The sequence below is a fragment of the Burkholderia sp. KJ006 genome (assembly GCF_000262695.1).
Classification (GTDB): domain Bacteria; phylum Pseudomonadota; class Gammaproteobacteria; order Burkholderiales; family Burkholderiaceae; genus Burkholderia; species Burkholderia vietnamiensis.
The window spans coordinates 2,229,041-2,242,514 of the sequence record NC_017921.1 but is presented as its reverse complement, the minus strand read 5'-3'; the positions used below and the strand labels follow the sequence as shown (position 1 = coordinate 2,242,514).

The following is a 13,474-nucleotide window of genomic DNA, read 5'->3' as shown; positions in this document are numbered from 1 at the left end:
TTGCCGTGTCGTACACGGTGTGCGCGGCGTGCGATCGAGCATCGTTATGATTTGCGCCGATCGTCATCCTGACGAAACGCGGGGGCATTGTACAAAAATGCCTGGGTACGCGTAATATGCCGTAATACTAATCGCCGCGAAAGGTTCATGCTCGCGTGCGCATACAGCCGACCAGAAAATCATAAATAAAAGACCAGATCGTGACGGGGCATGTTCACATATTGGGAAAGGGTGGGCGCCTCATGACACATGCTGACGACGCACCGCGCGTCGAATGGTTTTCGCAAACGGATATCGCGGCCGCTGCCGCTTATTCGACGGAAATTCACGCCGTCGAGCGCGACGTTTTTACCGGCGCGCGCATTCCATCCGGTAAATCGGACACATCTACGCTCGATTTCGCGCAATGCCATGCGCGCTTGAGACAAATCGGATTCAGCACGCTCGGCTACGGCGCATACGAGATGATCGGGCGGCGCATTCTGTGCGCGCATCTGTTGCGCGATCTTGCGCCGCCGACCTTCATGCAGCCGTATATCGAAGGCATGCTGTACGAGAACGACCCGCGCTTCGCGCAGGTTCGGCAAAGCGGTTTTCCGGTCGCGTGGCGGCTCGACGACATCGAAGGCGTCGCGCACGCGAGCGGCGATCGCAAGGTGCTCGCGCTGGCTGGACACCTGCGTGCGCATGCGATGAACAGCGGCGTGATCTTCAGCCTGTCGGCGCCGCGGCTCGATCTGCGTGTCGCGGTGAACCTGACGTCGGAGAGCCACGGCACGGAATGGATCGACGATCGCGTGATCGGCGGCGCGCTGTCGGTGAGCCTCGCCGTGCATCGCGTCGCGTTGCCGTTCCTCGAGGCGCGCGTCGCGCGCATGCGCGGCTTCGCGCTCGGCGACGAGCAGCAGCAGGTGCTCGAGCGCCTCGTGCACGGGCTGTCCGACCAGGAAATCGCGAGCGCGCTGCGCACCTCGTTGCACAAGGTCGGCCACCACATCCGCTCGCTCGAAAAACTGTTCAACGTGCGCAACCGCGCGCAGCTCGCCTATCTCGCCGGACGTCGTCTGGAGTCCTGAGCCTGAGGTCATGGGAAGCCCGCGCGGCGCCCGCCGCGCGATGGAAGCGGTTCCGGCCGCGCGCCGCGACGGCCGTCATCGGGTTTCGTAGTCCGTTTCGGCGGCTGCCGGAAAACCGCCGGAACGCTACGAGGCGCGCCCGTTTTTGCGCGGTTGCGCGTCGCTACACTCGTCCCATTCAACGGTCCGCACTGCACGGGGCATGACGGCCCGCGCCGCGCGGCGACAACGACAGGACGACGGCACGATGGCAGAACCCAAGGCGCTTCCCCGCGACTGGCAGCGGATTTTTTCCGCCGGCCGGGGCGTGTCCGGGCAGCGTCTCGGCGCGTCGCCGCGCGCCGATCTGTTTCTCGCCGCGTTCATCGTGTCGGTGGTCGCGCTGTTCATCCTGCCGCTGCCGCAGGCCGCGCTCGACGGGATGATCTCGCTGAACCTCGCCGCCAGCGTCGTGCTGCTGACCGTGTCCACCTATGTGCCGTCCGCCGTCAGTTTTTCGGCGTTTCCAGCGCTGCTGCTGTTCACGACGCTGTTCCGGCTCGCGCTGAACATCGCGTCGTGCAAGCTGATCCTGCTGCATGCGAACGCCGGCCACGTGATCGACGCGTTCGGGCGGCTGGTGGTCGGCAACAACGTCGTGGTCGGCGGCGTGGTGTTCCTCGTGATCGCGGTCGTGCAGTTCATCGTGATCGCGAAGGGCTCAGAACGCGTGGCCGAAGTCGGCGCGCGCTTCTCGCTCGACGCGATGCCGGGCAAGCAGATGAGCATCGACGCCGACCTGCGCGCCGGCATCATCAGCGCCGACGAAGCGCGCGAACGCCGCGAGAAGCTCGAGCAGGAATCGCAGATGCACGGCGCGATGGACGGCGCGATGAAGTTCGTCAAGGGCGACGCGATCGCGGGCCTCGTGATCGCGTTCATCAACATCGTCGCGGGGATCGCTGTCGGCACGCTGATGCACGGGATGGACATCGGCGAGGCGCTGCAACGCTACGCGATCCTGACGGTCGGCGACGGCATGGCGTCGCAGATTCCGTCGCTGCTCGTGTCGATCGCGGCCGGCATCGTGACGACGCGCGTCGCGACGCGCGATGCGCGGCAGCGCCAGCTCGGCGAACAGCTGGGCGAGCAGCTCGGCGCACATCCGCGCGCGCTCCTCATCGCGGCGCTGGTGCTGGCCGGCTTCCTGGTCGTGCCCGGCTTCCCGAAATGGTCGTTCGCGCTCATCGCGCTCGGCCTCGGCGCGTTCGCGGTGGCGCAGCTGAAGCGCAAGACGACGGCGCCGAGCTTCAACCTGATCCACGTCGCCGGCCGCATCGGCGCGGCCGACGACGGGCAGCCGGCGAAGGTGTCGCACGCGGCGGGCGTCACGTCGCTGATCGCGGTGTCGCTGTCGGACGATCTGCGCGCGGCGCTGAACCTCGCGCAGCTGCAGACGGCGCTGTCGAGCGCGAAGGCGCGCGTCGATGCGGACATCGGCACGGTGTTTCCGCGCATCACGTTGAACGACGACGAAGGCGCACCGGCGTCGAGCTACCGGATCTACCTGCAGGACGTGCTGGTCGCGCACGGCGCGCTGAAGCCGGGCTGGCTGCTGTGGGACGGCGTCGCGCCGCTGCCGGAGCGCGCGGAACGCCAGCCGGCCGAGGCGTTCGGCCCGTTCGCGACCGCGCTGTGGATCAAGCCCGACGGCGCGGCGCCGGACGGCAAGTGGCTGACGAGCGAAGCGGCGCTCGCCGCGCACGTCGAGCAGATCGTGCGCCAGCACGCGGACGAACTGCTCGGCATCCAGGAGACGCAGGCGCTCGTGCATCTGGTGCGCCGCGATCATCCGGAGCTGGTCGGCGAGCTGACGCGGCTCGTGCCGCTGCAGCGCATCACCGAGGTGTTGCGCCGGCTGCTCGCCGAACAGGTGCCGATCCGCAACCTGCGCGTGATTTTCGAAAGCCTCATCACGTGGGCGCCGAACGAGCCCGACGACGTGATCGCGCTGGTCGAGCTGGTGCGCGTCGACCTGCGCCGGATGATCACCGACCGTCATGCGGGCGCAACGCGGCAACTGCGCGTCGTGCTGTTCGAGCAGAACCTGCAGGAGCGCATCGAGAACGCGGTGATGCGCACCAAGCAGGGCAATTTCCTCGCGCTGTCGAGCGCGGTCAAGCAGGACATCGGCGAACAGGTGCGCGCGATCGCCAACACCGCACAGGCCGCACCGGCCGCGCACGGCGCCGCCGCCGGCACGCCGAGGCTCGCGGTGATGGTCGCGCTCGGCGCCCGCCGCTACGTCAAGACGATCCTGCAGCCGGTGCTGCCCGACCTGCCCGTGCTGTCGTATCAGGAGATCGAGGAGGACGTGCAGCTGCACACGGTCGGCTGGGTGAAGAACCCGCCCGACGACGGCACGGTCGGCGCGGGCGCCGGCGTGCGCGCACCGGGAGCCGTGCAATGACCAGCTCGACGATTCTCGACCTGACGCGTCAGGCGCTGATGCTGGTGCTGCTGCTGTCGCTGCCGATCGTCGCGATCGCCACCGTCACGGGCCTCGTCGTCGCGATCCTGCAGGCCGTCACGCAGGTGCAGGACGCCAACATCGGCATCGCGGTGCGGCTGATCGCCGTGATGGTCGCGCTGGTGCTGCTGTCCGGCTGGCTCGGCAGCGAAGTGCTGCGCTTCGCGCAGCAGGCGCTGGAACGCATGTTCGTTTCTTCCACAGGAGTGCTTTGATGCGTCGACGCGTCGCCCCGATCCGGATTCAACCGCGCCGCCTGCAACGCGCCGCGTTCGCGATGTGCGCGACCGCGCTGCTCGCCGCGGCGCTGTGCATGACGGTCGCGCAACCGGCGCGCGCGGCGGACCTGCGCTGGCGCAACAAGCCGTTCACGATCGTCGCGAACGGCAAGAAGATCGGCGACTTCATCCGCGAGCTCGCGTCGTCGCAGGGCGTGACGGCCGTGGTCGATCCGAAGGTCGACGGCGTGATCAGCGGCCGCTTCTCGGGCACGCCGCAGCAGACGCTCGACACGATCTGCTCGACCTACGGGCTCACGTGGTACTACGACGGCTCGTTCCTGTACGTCGATCCGGCCGACCAGTCGCAGACGCAGATGATCCCGATCCCGCCGAACGCGGCCGGCGAGATCGGCCGCGCGCTGCAGGCGATGCAGATTCCGGACAAGCGCTACACGCTCGTGATCAACGATCGCGCCAACAGCGTCTACGTGGCCGGCCCGCGCCGCTACGTCGAGCTGGTGCGGCAGGCGGTCGGCTCGGTCGGCGATCCGTCGGCGAACGGCGCGCACGCGGACATCCGCGCGTTCCGGCTGAAGTACGGCTGGGCGTCGGACTTCACGATCAACCGCTCGGGCAAGGAGGTGACGGTGCCGGGCGTCGCGTCGATCCTGCGCCGGCTGTTCGGCCGGGACGGCAGCACGAGCGCGCTGCCGTCGAGCACGCCGCTCGGGCAGGCCGCGCGTCAGGTGAAGCTCGGCTCGGGGCTCACGATCGCGGTGCCGCGGCTCGACTTCCCCGATATTTCCAGCGGCCCGCGGCAGGGCGGCTACGGCGGCGCGGACAGCGCCGCGGGCGGCATCTCGCCGTTCTCGGCCGGTGGCGGCGGCGATGCGCTGCCGCAGATCGTCGCCGATCCGGCGATCAACGCGGTGATCGTGCGCGACCTGCCGGAGAACATGTACCGCTACCAGTCGCTGATCGACCAGCTCGACGAGCGGCCGCGCATCGTCGAGATCAACGTGACGATCATCGACATCAACGAGGATTCGCTCGACAGCCTCGGGATCGACTGGCGCCTGCACACGACGCATGGCGACGTGCAGATCGGCAACGGCCAGAATCCGCTGAACGGCAACACGCAGTACAACGGCGCGGGCAACCCGCCGCTCACGTTCGGCATCGGCGCGTCGGAAACCGGCCAGACCGGCACCTTCATGCCGACCGGCATCGCGCTGACGGCGTCGATCGGCGGGTCGCTGCGCAACTACCTGCTCACGCGCGTCAACGCGCTCGCGCAGAAGGGGCAGGCGCAGCTGCGCTCGAAGCCGAAGGTGCTCGCGCTCGACAACACCGAGGCGATCCTCGAGAACCTCACGCAGTTCTACGTGCAGGTGCAGGGCTATCAGGATTCGTCGCTGTACAGCGTGACGACGGGGACGAGCATCAAGGTCACGCCGATGATCGTCGACGAGGCGATCCGCCATGCGGCCGCGGTGTCGGGCACGCCGCAGAGCGTGATGATGTCGATCGACATCCAGGACGGCAACATCGTGCCGGGGCAGGCGGTGTCGAACGTGCCGGTGATCCAGCAGCGCAACATCGTCACCAAGACGATGATCGACGAAGGCAAGAGCCTGCTGATCGCCGGCTTCAACGACGACGAGGTGCGGCTCAACAAGAGCGGCGTGCCGTGGCTGTCGGACATTCCGCTGATCGGCAACCTGTTCAAGTACACCGACAAGTCGGGCAACCACATGGAGCGCTTCTACCTGCTGACGCCGCGCGTGGTGACGAACGCGTCGATGTATGCGCCCGACGGCTCGCCGGTGAATCCGGGCGCGGACGCGCCGGCCGACCCGAACGCGATGTCGATGTATCGGCCGCCCGACAACGACGTCGCGGTGCCGCTCACGCCGCGGCCGCTGCCGGGCACCAAATTCGGCCCGCCCGCGCTGCCGCCGCCGCCCGATGCGGCGTCGCAGCCCGTGGCGGCGACTGCAGGAGCACCTGCCCATGTCGACGACCATCATTGAACCGCACGGCGACGGCCCGTTGCCCGGCGGCGCGGCAGGCGGCGCTGCGGGCGTCGTCGGTGCAGGCGGTGCAGGCGGTGCCGCGGCCGCGCTCGCGTCGCCGTGGAATCTGTGCTTCCTCAGCGGGCCGATGTACGGGCGCACGATGTCGCTCGCGCGCGGCGCGAACTGGGTCGGCACGGCGGCCGATTGCGAGGTGATCCTGCCCGATCGCGAGATCGGCGCGAAGCAGGTGTGCCTGCAGGTCGGCGCGCTCGCGGTGACCGTGCAGAACCACGGTGGCGAAGGCGCGGCGCCGGTGCTGTTCAACGACGCGCCGATCGGCGCGGGACGCCGCTCGATGACGCCGCAGGACGTCGTGACGGTGGGCTCGATCAAGCTCGGCATCGCGCGCCACGCGCAGGCTAGCGTCGCGGTGCCCGACGACGCGGATGCGCCGCACGCCGCGCACGACGCCGCCTGGCTCGCGTGGCTCACGGGCGGGCTGCGCCGGCTCGGCGGCCGACGGCTCGTGATCGTGCTGGCGGCGCTGTGGACCGGCGTGCTGCTCGGCGCGCTCGGCTACGGCTTCGTCGCGTGGTCGGGGCGGCTGCCGTGGCAGCACGAGTCGGTGCTCGCGCGCACGCACCGGTTGCAGCAGCTGCTGCACGCGTATCCGGAGCTGGCCGTCGCGCCGCGCGACGACGGCGTGATCGTGTCGGGCTACGTCGCCGATCCGGCCGCGCGCGAACGCGTCGCGCAAATCGTCGCGGGCGTCGACAACGCGGCGCTCGGCAACATCTACGTGGTCAGCGATCTCGTCGCGACCGCGCAGACTTATTTCAGCGACACGCCGCTGACGGTCGCCTATCTCGGCCGCGGCCGCATCGAGCTGACCGGCGCGGCCCAGCGCGCGCAGATCGAGCCGCGCATCCGCAACTACATGAAGGACGCGCGCCCGGCGCTCGAGGTAGTCGACCACGTGCGCGACGCCGATGCCGGCGCGCCGCGCACGGCGACGACGCTCGGCGGCGTCGCGGGGATTCCGGAGATCACGACCGTGTTCGCTGGCGACGGCGACCAGCGCTACATCGAGACGGTCGACGGCAGCCGCTATTTCGAAGGCGCGCGGTTGAAGGAAGGGCCGACCGTCGTGTCGATCGGCCCCGACGAGGTGGTGTTCGAGCGCAACGGCCAGCGCATCACGATGCCGCTCGGTGGTCCGCAGGCGAGCGCGCCCGAGCGCGTGCCGGCGCCGCCCGTGGCGCCGCTCGCGAGCGGCGCGGCGGCCGGCGTCGCGCAGCCGGTGCCGGGGCCGACGCTGTTGCCGGAAGCGCCAGCGACGCCGACGACGACGTCCGCCGTCGCCCCGGCCGGCGCGGCAAAGGACGTGGCGAAGGACGCAACGAAGGACGCAGCGCACTAGCGCCGCGACAGGTCATGCGCATCGCGCGAGCGGTGCGCGCATCACGCGACGCGCCGCACGCATGCGGCGCGTCACGTCGCCGGCGCGGCATGGGGCCGCGGCCGGATCGGGAATCGTGGTTCACGTAAAGGAGCGCAGCATGGGTAACTCGACAGGCAGTGTGAGCAATACGGGCGACGTGCAGAAGCAGGCGGACGACCTCACCAAGACGCAGCTGGAACTCACGAAGATCAACTTCCAGGTCCAGCAGTCGACCGCGACGTTCGAAACCAGCAACGCAGTGACCGCGCAGGAAGGGACGGCGAACGCCCAGGTTGCGCAACACCTGAGTTCGGCCGGCCGCGCATGACGGCGGTCGCCGGCCGCGCCGCGCGACGCCGCGTGCACGGGCTGCCCGCGACGGGCGCCCGAGCGGACGCGGGCGCGCGCCGGCCGGCTCGTTTCCGGCTTTGCCGGTCAAGGAGGACACGATCATGTCGGTAACAGGCGTAGGCGCGGCGCCGCCGGGCGCGGCCGCGCTCGCGGGCGCCGCACAGCAGGCGGGCGCGGCGTCCGATCCGGCGCAGGTGCGCCAGTTCGATGCATTGATGCAGCCGGGGGCAGCGGGCGGGTCGTCGCCGTCGGCAGCGGGCGTCGCGATGTCGCGCGCGCCGGCCGATGCGGCGCCGGCCGTGCAGATGACGCCCGCGACGCCCGCGCAGGCGAACCATGCGTCGCTCGTCGAGCGCTTGCGCACGTACGGCAACGATCTCGACACGCGGTACGCGAACATCGACAAGCATCGCGCCGAGATGCTGACGTCGATGGCGGACAACCGCCGCGACCCGCTGATGACGATGGTGCAGGCGATGGACTTCCAGTGGACGGCGACCACCACGATTTCGGAATACCAGTTGAGCCTGTCGGTCGCGCAGGCGGCGAACGGCTTCACGCACACGGTGCTGAAGACGCAGGAGTGACGACGGCCGGCGCGCGGCCCGACGCGGCCGCGGGCCCTGAAGCGGACAAACGATGACGACGATCGATTCGACGCCGCGCACGCACGCGTGGCGCAGCCGGGCGGCGCGCGCGCTGCTCGCGGGGCTGCTCGCGCTGCTCGCGGGCTGCCAGAAGGAGCTGTACTCGGGCCTGTCCGAGCGCGATGCGAACCAGATGGTCGCCGTGCTCGGCGATGCGGGCATCGGCGCGTCGAAGGACAACGACGCGCGCGACACGTCCGATCGCAACGCCTGGCAGGTGAGCGTCGCCGATGGCGACATGCAGTCGGCGCTGACCGTGCTGCAGGCGAACGGGCTGCCGAAGCCGAGCTACGCGAGCCTCGGCGAGCTGTTCCAGAAGCAGGGGCTGGTGTCGACGCCCGCCGAGGAGCGCGTGCGCTATCTGTACGGCGTGTCGCAGGACCTGTCGCGCACGCTGCAGGACATCGAGGGCGTGGTGGTCGCGCGCGTGCAGGTCGTGATCCCGGAGAACGATCCGCTCGCCGACAAGATCAAGCCGTCGTCGGCCGCCGTGTACATCCGCTACCGGCCCGGCGTCGACCTGCGCGCGATGGCGCCGATGGTGAAGGATCTGGTCGCGCACAGCATCGAGGGGCTGCAGTACGACAACGTGTCGCTGTTCCTGCAGCCGGCCGCCGCGCGCGCGACGCGCGTCGACGGGATCGGCAGCGCGGTGTCGGACCTCCTGCGGCTGCGCTCGCCGCTCGGCTGGCTGGTGTTCGCGCTGATCCTGCTGACCGGCGCGGTGATCGCGCTGTCGGCCGCGCGGCGCGGCATGTTCGGCGCGCGGGTCGCCGCGCTGGTCGGCACGCCGCGCGGTGTCGCGGGCGGCAATGCGGCAGGCGCGGGCGCCGCGCAGACGGGCGGCGGCTTGCGCACGCCCGACGGCGCGCGCGACGGCGCATGAGCGAGGTGCACGCCGCGTCGCCGGGTGCCGCGCCCGACGCCGTGCCGCTGCCGTGGCTGCAGCCGCTCGGCGCGCCGCCTGCCGCGCGGCGCGCGGCGTTTCACGCGCTCGTGTGCGAATTCAATCTGCGCCCGGACCGCTATCTGCACGTGACGCGCGTGCCGGCCGCGTGGCCCGCGCGCTACCGTTCGCTCGACGCGTTCGGTCCGGCCGGCCGCAGGCTGCTCGCGCGACATCTGCTCGACGCGCACGGCGTGGCCGGCCGTTACGACTTCGACGTCGCCGATCCGTGTGCGCGGCTCGCGCTGCTGCCGGGCGCGGCGCTCGAGCAGCTCGCGGCGTACGCGGGGCTGCTGCTGCATCGCGGCTGGCTGCGCGACGCGCTGAACGTGCGGCGCATTCGCGCGGAAGTCGCGGCGAAGCTCGGCGGCGACGCGCTGGAGCTGGCGCTCGAGCGCGCGCCGGAGTTCGGCGCGCTCGCCGACACGCTCGAGCCGTGGCGCGCCGATCCGGCCGCGCTGCCGGCGGTGATCCGCGCTCGCGGCGCGCGGCTGCTGGCCGATTTCATCGGCGTGGCCGGCGACGCGGTCGGCGTGCGCGCGCGGCTGAAATTCAACCGCGCGTGCGACGACGAAGCGCCGTACTGGCTCAATCGCGCGCAGCGCGACCAGTTCGGCGAGTTGCTGTTCCTGTTTCTGATTCCCGAGAGGCTTGCGTCATGGGACTGGCTTTTCTGATCACGAGCGACAACCTGCAGCTGCTGTCGGAGCGCAAGGTGCTCAAGGAGCGCGAATACGCGGCGCTGCTCGACGCGTCCGCGGTGATCGCGACCGCGCGCGACGAGGCGGCGCGCATCGTCGCCGACGCGCAGCGCGAGTTCGACAGGCGTCAGGCGGCCGGCTACGACGAAGGGATGCGCCGCGCGCAGCGCGAGCATGCGGCGCAGGCCTACACGCAGGCGCTGGCCGCCGCGCGCACGATGGAGTCGATGAAGGACGCGATGGCCGACATCGTCGTGAAGGCCGTGCGCGCGATCGTCGCCGAGATGAGCACGCAGACGCTCTACGAGGCCGCGCTCGCGCGCATCGCGCCGCTCGTGCGCGACGAGGCGTTCCTGATCGTGCGCGTCGCGCCGGGCCGTCAGGACGAGATGCGCGACGCGCTCGACCGTGCGTTCGCCGGCCAGTCGAACCGGCAGCGCATCCGCATCGTCGAGGATGCGCAGCTCGAGCGCCATGCGTGCACGGTCGAGACGCCGTCCGGGCGCATCGACGCGAGCCTGGACCTGCAGATCGATGCGCTGCGCCAGGCGATTCGCCGGGACGTGCCGCGATGAACGCGCCGCTCGACGAACCGCGCCCGTTCGGCGGCAGCGGCAGCAGCAGCGACGACGGCGACGGCGACGGCGCGCCGTTCGATGGCGGCCGTCTGGTCGGCGATCTCGACGCCGGGCTCGCGTTCTTCTCGCCGGTGTCGGTGCAGGGCCGCGTGAATCACGCGGTCGGGCAGATCCTCAATGCGACCGGCATCCGCGCGCGGCTCGGCGAGATCTGCGAGCTGCGCACGCCGAACCAGCCGACGCTGCTCGCCGAAGTGGTCGGCTTCTCGCGGCAGACCACGCTGCTCACGCCGCTCGGCGACGTGGCCGGCCTGTCGCCGGAAACGACGGTCGTGCCGTCCGGCCGCGAGCACGTGTTCGCGGTCGGCGACGCGCTGTTCGGCCGCGTGCTCGACGGGCTCGGGCGGCCGCTCGACGATCTCGGGCCGGTGACGGGCGCCGCCTGGGTGTCGACCCAGCAGGATCCGCCGAACCCGCTCGCGCGCAAGCTGATCGACACGCCGTTTCCGACCGGCGTGCGCGTGATCGACGGGCTGATGACGCTCGGCGTCGGCCAGCGGGTTGGCATCTTCGCGCCGTCCGGCGTCGGCAAGAGCACGCTGCTCGGGATGATCGCGCGCGGCGCGCAGGCCGACGTGAACGTGATCGCGCTGGTCGGCGAGCGCGGCCGCGAAGTGCGCGAGTTCATCGAGCACAGCCTGTCGCCGGAGGTGCGGGCGCGCTCGATCGTCGTCGTGTCGACGTCCGATCGCCCGGCGATGGAGCGCGTGAAATCGGCGCTCGTCGCGACCGCGATCGCCGAGCACTTCCGCGATGCGGGCAAGCGCGTGCTGCTGCTGGTCGATTCGCTGACGCGCTTCGCGCGCGCGCAGCGCGAGGTCGGCCTCGCGAGCGGCGAGCCGCCGACCCGGCGCAGCTTCCCGCCGTCGACGTTCGCGGTGCTGCCGCGGCTGCTGGAGCGCGCGGGGCAGGGCGCGCGCGGCTCGATCACCGCGCTGTACACGGTGCTGGTCGAGGGCGACGAGGAGTCCGACCCGATCGCCGAGGAGGTGCGCTCGATCCTCGACGGCCACATCGTGCTGTCGCGCAAGATCGCGCTCGCGAACCGCTATCCGGCGATCGACGTGCTCGCGAGCCTGTCGCGCGTGATGCCGCTCGTCGCGAGCCGCACGCATCAGCATGCGGCCGCGCGCGTGCGCGAGCTGATCGCGAAGTATCAGGAGATCGAGCTGCTCGTGCAGATCGGCGAGTATCGCGAAGGCAGCGACCGGCTCGGCGATCTCGCGCTGCGCGCGCGCGACGCGATCGGTGCGTTCTGCGCGCAGGCGTCGCACGAGGACGTGCGCTTCGACGCGCTGCTCGCGAAGCTGACGCGGCTCGCGAACGATCATGTCTGAAGCCGACGACCGCATCGTGCTCGCGACGCTCGCGCGGCTCAGGCGCGTGCGCGAGATGCGCAGCCAGATCGCGCGCGTCGCGGCCGCGCGCCAGCAGGGCGTCGCCGCGCAGAGCCGGCGCGCGCTCGACGCCGCGCAGGCGCAGCTCGCGCAGCAGGTCGCCGCGAAGGCGGCGATCCAGGCGCGCCTCGCCGACGACGTGCGCGAGGCGCGCGCGCTGCAGAACGCGGCCGCCGACACGCGCACGTTCGACCGCCATATCGGCGTCGCGAATGCGTCGGTCAGCGAGGCCGCGCACGTGCATCGCGATCACGAGGCGACGCTCGCCGACCTGCAGCGCGCCGCGCGCAAGGCGAAGGCGGCCGAGGACAAGCTCGACAAGGCGGGCGAGAAGGCGCTGCATGCGCGCGCCGCGCGCGTCGAGCGCGAGGCCGACGAAGTCGCCGATGCGCACGCGGTGCGTCGCTTCGCGACGGCCGGCGTGTGGGCCGCGGGCGGCGCGGATGGCCATGCTGCGCGCAGCCAGCCGGAGATGACGGCGGCGTTCGATGCGGAGATGGTCGGGGGCGCGGCGGAGGCGGGGGGGGATGTGGGCGATGTAGCCAATGCAGCCAGCGCAGCCGATGCAGCCAGCACAGACAACGCAGACAATGCAGACAATACGAGCGATGCCGCAGATACGGCAGCTGCCTCCGCCCACCCATCTCCGCACTTCGACGACACAGCGCCCGCACCCGTGCCCGTGCCCACGGAGCGCCGATGCTAGATCAAGCGACGAACTTCAACGACATCGCCGGCACGCTGCGTCCGCTGCTTTACGTAATGCCGCGCCTGTTGCCGATCATGCTGATCGTGCCGGTGTTCAACGAGCAGATCATCACGGGCCTCGTGCGCAACGGGATCGCCGTCGTGATCGCGGCGTTCGTCGCGCCGGCGATCGATCCGGCACAGGTCGCGTCGCTGCCGTTTCTCATGTGGTGCCTGCTCGTCGCGAAGGAGGCGGTGGTCGGCCTGCTGCTCGCGGGCGCGTTCAGCGCGGTGCTGTTCGCGATCCAGGGCGTCGGCTTCCTGATCGACTTCCAGACGGGCAGCGGCAGCGCCGCGTTCTTCGATCCGATGGGCGGCCACGAAGGCGGCCCGACCTCCGGCTTCCTCAATTTCGTCGCGCTCGCGCTGTTCGTCACGGCGGGCGGCCTGCAGGTGCTCGTGCAGCTGTTCGCGCAGTCGTATGCGTGGTGGCCGATCGGCTCGTTCGGCCCGGATCTCTCGTCGATGCTGCAGACCTTCGTCGTGCGGCAGACCGACACGATCTTCGAATGGATGGTGAAGCTCGCCGCGCCGGTGATCATCGTGCTGGTACTGGTCGAGCTCGGCATCGGGCTGGTCGGGCGCGCGGTGCCGCAGCTGAATGTCTTCGTGTTCTCGCAGCCGCTCAAGAGCGCGCTCGCGGTGCTGATGATGGTGCTGTTCCTGCCCGTCGTGTACGCGTCGCTGCATGCGCTGCTGAGCCCCGACAGCGGCTTGATGGCGCTGCTGCGCGCGCTGTTCGCCGCGCACGGCGGCGCGTGACGGCCGGCGCGGCGACGGAG

Annotated in this window: 13 protein-coding genes; all 13 read left to right on the top strand. The window is 70.7% G+C overall.

Annotated elements, in window-relative coordinates; translation table 11 throughout:
• The first annotated feature begins 242 nt into the window (after positions 1-242).
• Positions 243-1,076: a helix-turn-helix transcriptional regulator gene (locus tag MYA_RS23730; RefSeq protein ID WP_011882614.1), complete on the top strand. Its 834-nt coding sequence runs from the start codon at positions 243-245 to the stop codon at positions 1,074-1,076.
• Positions 1,077-1,323: 247 nt separating this feature from the next.
• The gene (sctV, locus tag MYA_RS23725) at positions 1,324-3,525 is read left to right on the top strand and encodes a type III secretion system export apparatus subunit SctV (RefSeq protein WP_041494328.1); all 2,202 of its coding nucleotides are present in this window, start codon (positions 1,324-1,326) and stop codon (positions 3,523-3,525) included.
• The gene (sctS, locus tag MYA_RS23720) at positions 3,522-3,800 is read left to right on the top strand and encodes a type III secretion system export apparatus subunit SctS (RefSeq protein WP_014725405.1); all 279 of its coding nucleotides are present in this window, start codon (positions 3,522-3,524) and stop codon (positions 3,798-3,800) included. Before sctV ends, sctS begins: the two co-directional genes overlap by 4 nt.
• Positions 3,800-5,839 carry a type III secretion system outer membrane ring subunit SctC gene (sctC, locus tag MYA_RS23715; protein WP_011882611.1) on the top strand — a complete coding sequence of 680 codons (2,040 nt, stop codon included), beginning with the start codon at positions 3,800-3,802 and terminating at the stop codon, positions 5,837-5,839. Before sctS ends, sctC begins: the two co-directional genes overlap by 1 nt.
• Positions 5,820-7,244, top strand: a complete 1,425-nt coding sequence (gene sctD, locus MYA_RS23710) for a type III secretion system inner membrane ring subunit SctD (RefSeq protein ID WP_011882610.1) — start codon at positions 5,820-5,822, stop codon at positions 7,242-7,244. Before sctC ends, sctD begins: the two co-directional genes overlap by 20 nt.
• Before the next feature lie 139 nt (positions 7,245-7,383).
• Positions 7,384-7,593: a hypothetical protein gene (locus MYA_RS23705; RefSeq protein WP_011882609.1), complete on the top strand. Its 210-nt coding sequence runs from the start codon at positions 7,384-7,386 to the stop codon at positions 7,591-7,593.
• A gap of 124 nt (positions 7,594-7,717) precedes the next feature.
• Positions 7,718-8,203, top strand: a complete 486-nt coding sequence (locus MYA_RS23700; protein WP_011882608.1) for a hypothetical protein — start codon at positions 7,718-7,720, stop codon at positions 8,201-8,203.
• 52 nt (positions 8,204-8,255) lie between these two features.
• Positions 8,256-9,149: a type III secretion system inner membrane ring lipoprotein SctJ gene (sctJ, locus tag MYA_RS23695; protein WP_014725404.1), complete on the top strand. Its 894-nt coding sequence runs from the start codon at positions 8,256-8,258 to the stop codon at positions 9,147-9,149.
• A complete protein-coding gene (locus tag MYA_RS23690; RefSeq protein WP_011882606.1) occupies positions 9,146-9,886 on the top strand; it encodes a SctK family type III secretion system sorting platform protein in 741 nt (246 codons plus the stop codon). Before sctJ ends, MYA_RS23690 begins: the two co-directional genes overlap by 4 nt.
• Positions 9,868-10,485 (top strand): type III secretion system stator protein SctL, encoded by a 618-nt coding sequence (gene sctL / locus MYA_RS23685; protein WP_014725402.1) that lies wholly within the window; start codon positions 9,868-9,870, stop codon positions 10,483-10,485. Before MYA_RS23690 ends, sctL begins: the two co-directional genes overlap by 19 nt.
• Positions 10,482-11,885, top strand: a complete 1,404-nt coding sequence (locus MYA_RS23680; protein WP_014725401.1) for a FliI/YscN family ATPase — start codon at positions 10,482-10,484, stop codon at positions 11,883-11,885. The genes sctL and MYA_RS23680 overlap by 4 nt, the downstream gene beginning before the upstream one ends.
• The gene (locus tag MYA_RS23675; protein ID WP_014725400.1) at positions 11,878-12,651 is read left to right on the top strand and encodes a hypothetical protein; all 774 of its coding nucleotides are present in this window, start codon (positions 11,878-11,880) and stop codon (positions 12,649-12,651) included. Before MYA_RS23680 ends, MYA_RS23675 begins: the two co-directional genes overlap by 8 nt.
• Entirely contained in the window at positions 12,645-13,454 is an 810-nt protein-coding gene (gene sctT, locus MYA_RS23670; protein WP_011882602.1) for a type III secretion system export apparatus subunit SctT, read from the top strand. The genes MYA_RS23675 and sctT overlap by 7 nt, the downstream gene beginning before the upstream one ends.
• Positions 13,455-13,474: the final 20 nt, after the last annotated feature.

Coding starts and splice junctions, on each gene's coding strand:
- MYA_RS23730 (WP_011882614.1), top strand. CDS start 243: ATGACACATGCTGACGACGCACCGCGCGTCGAATGGTTTTCGCAAACG.
- sctV (WP_041494328.1), top strand. CDS start 1,324: ATGGCAGAACCCAAGGCGCTTCCCCGCGACTGGCAGCGGATTTTTTCC.
- sctS (WP_014725405.1), top strand. CDS start 3,522: ATGACCAGCTCGACGATTCTCGACCTGACGCGTCAGGCGCTGATGCTG.
- sctC (WP_011882611.1), top strand. CDS start 3,800: ATGCGTCGACGCGTCGCCCCGATCCGGATTCAACCGCGCCGCCTGCAA.
- sctD (WP_011882610.1), top strand. CDS start 5,820: ATGTCGACGACCATCATTGAACCGCACGGCGACGGCCCGTTGCCCGGC.
- MYA_RS23705 (WP_011882609.1), top strand. CDS start 7,384: ATGGGTAACTCGACAGGCAGTGTGAGCAATACGGGCGACGTGCAGAAG.
- MYA_RS23700 (WP_011882608.1), top strand. CDS start 7,718: ATGTCGGTAACAGGCGTAGGCGCGGCGCCGCCGGGCGCGGCCGCGCTC.
- sctJ (WP_014725404.1), top strand. CDS start 8,256: ATGACGACGATCGATTCGACGCCGCGCACGCACGCGTGGCGCAGCCGG.
- MYA_RS23690 (WP_011882606.1), top strand. CDS start 9,146: ATGAGCGAGGTGCACGCCGCGTCGCCGGGTGCCGCGCCCGACGCCGTG.
- sctL (WP_014725402.1), top strand. CDS start 9,868: ATGGGACTGGCTTTTCTGATCACGAGCGACAACCTGCAGCTGCTGTCG.
- MYA_RS23680 (WP_014725401.1), top strand. CDS start 10,482: ATGAACGCGCCGCTCGACGAACCGCGCCCGTTCGGCGGCAGCGGCAGC.
- MYA_RS23675 (WP_014725400.1), top strand. CDS start 11,878: ATGTCTGAAGCCGACGACCGCATCGTGCTCGCGACGCTCGCGCGGCTC.
- sctT (WP_011882602.1), top strand. CDS start 12,645: ATGCTAGATCAAGCGACGAACTTCAACGACATCGCCGGCACGCTGCGT.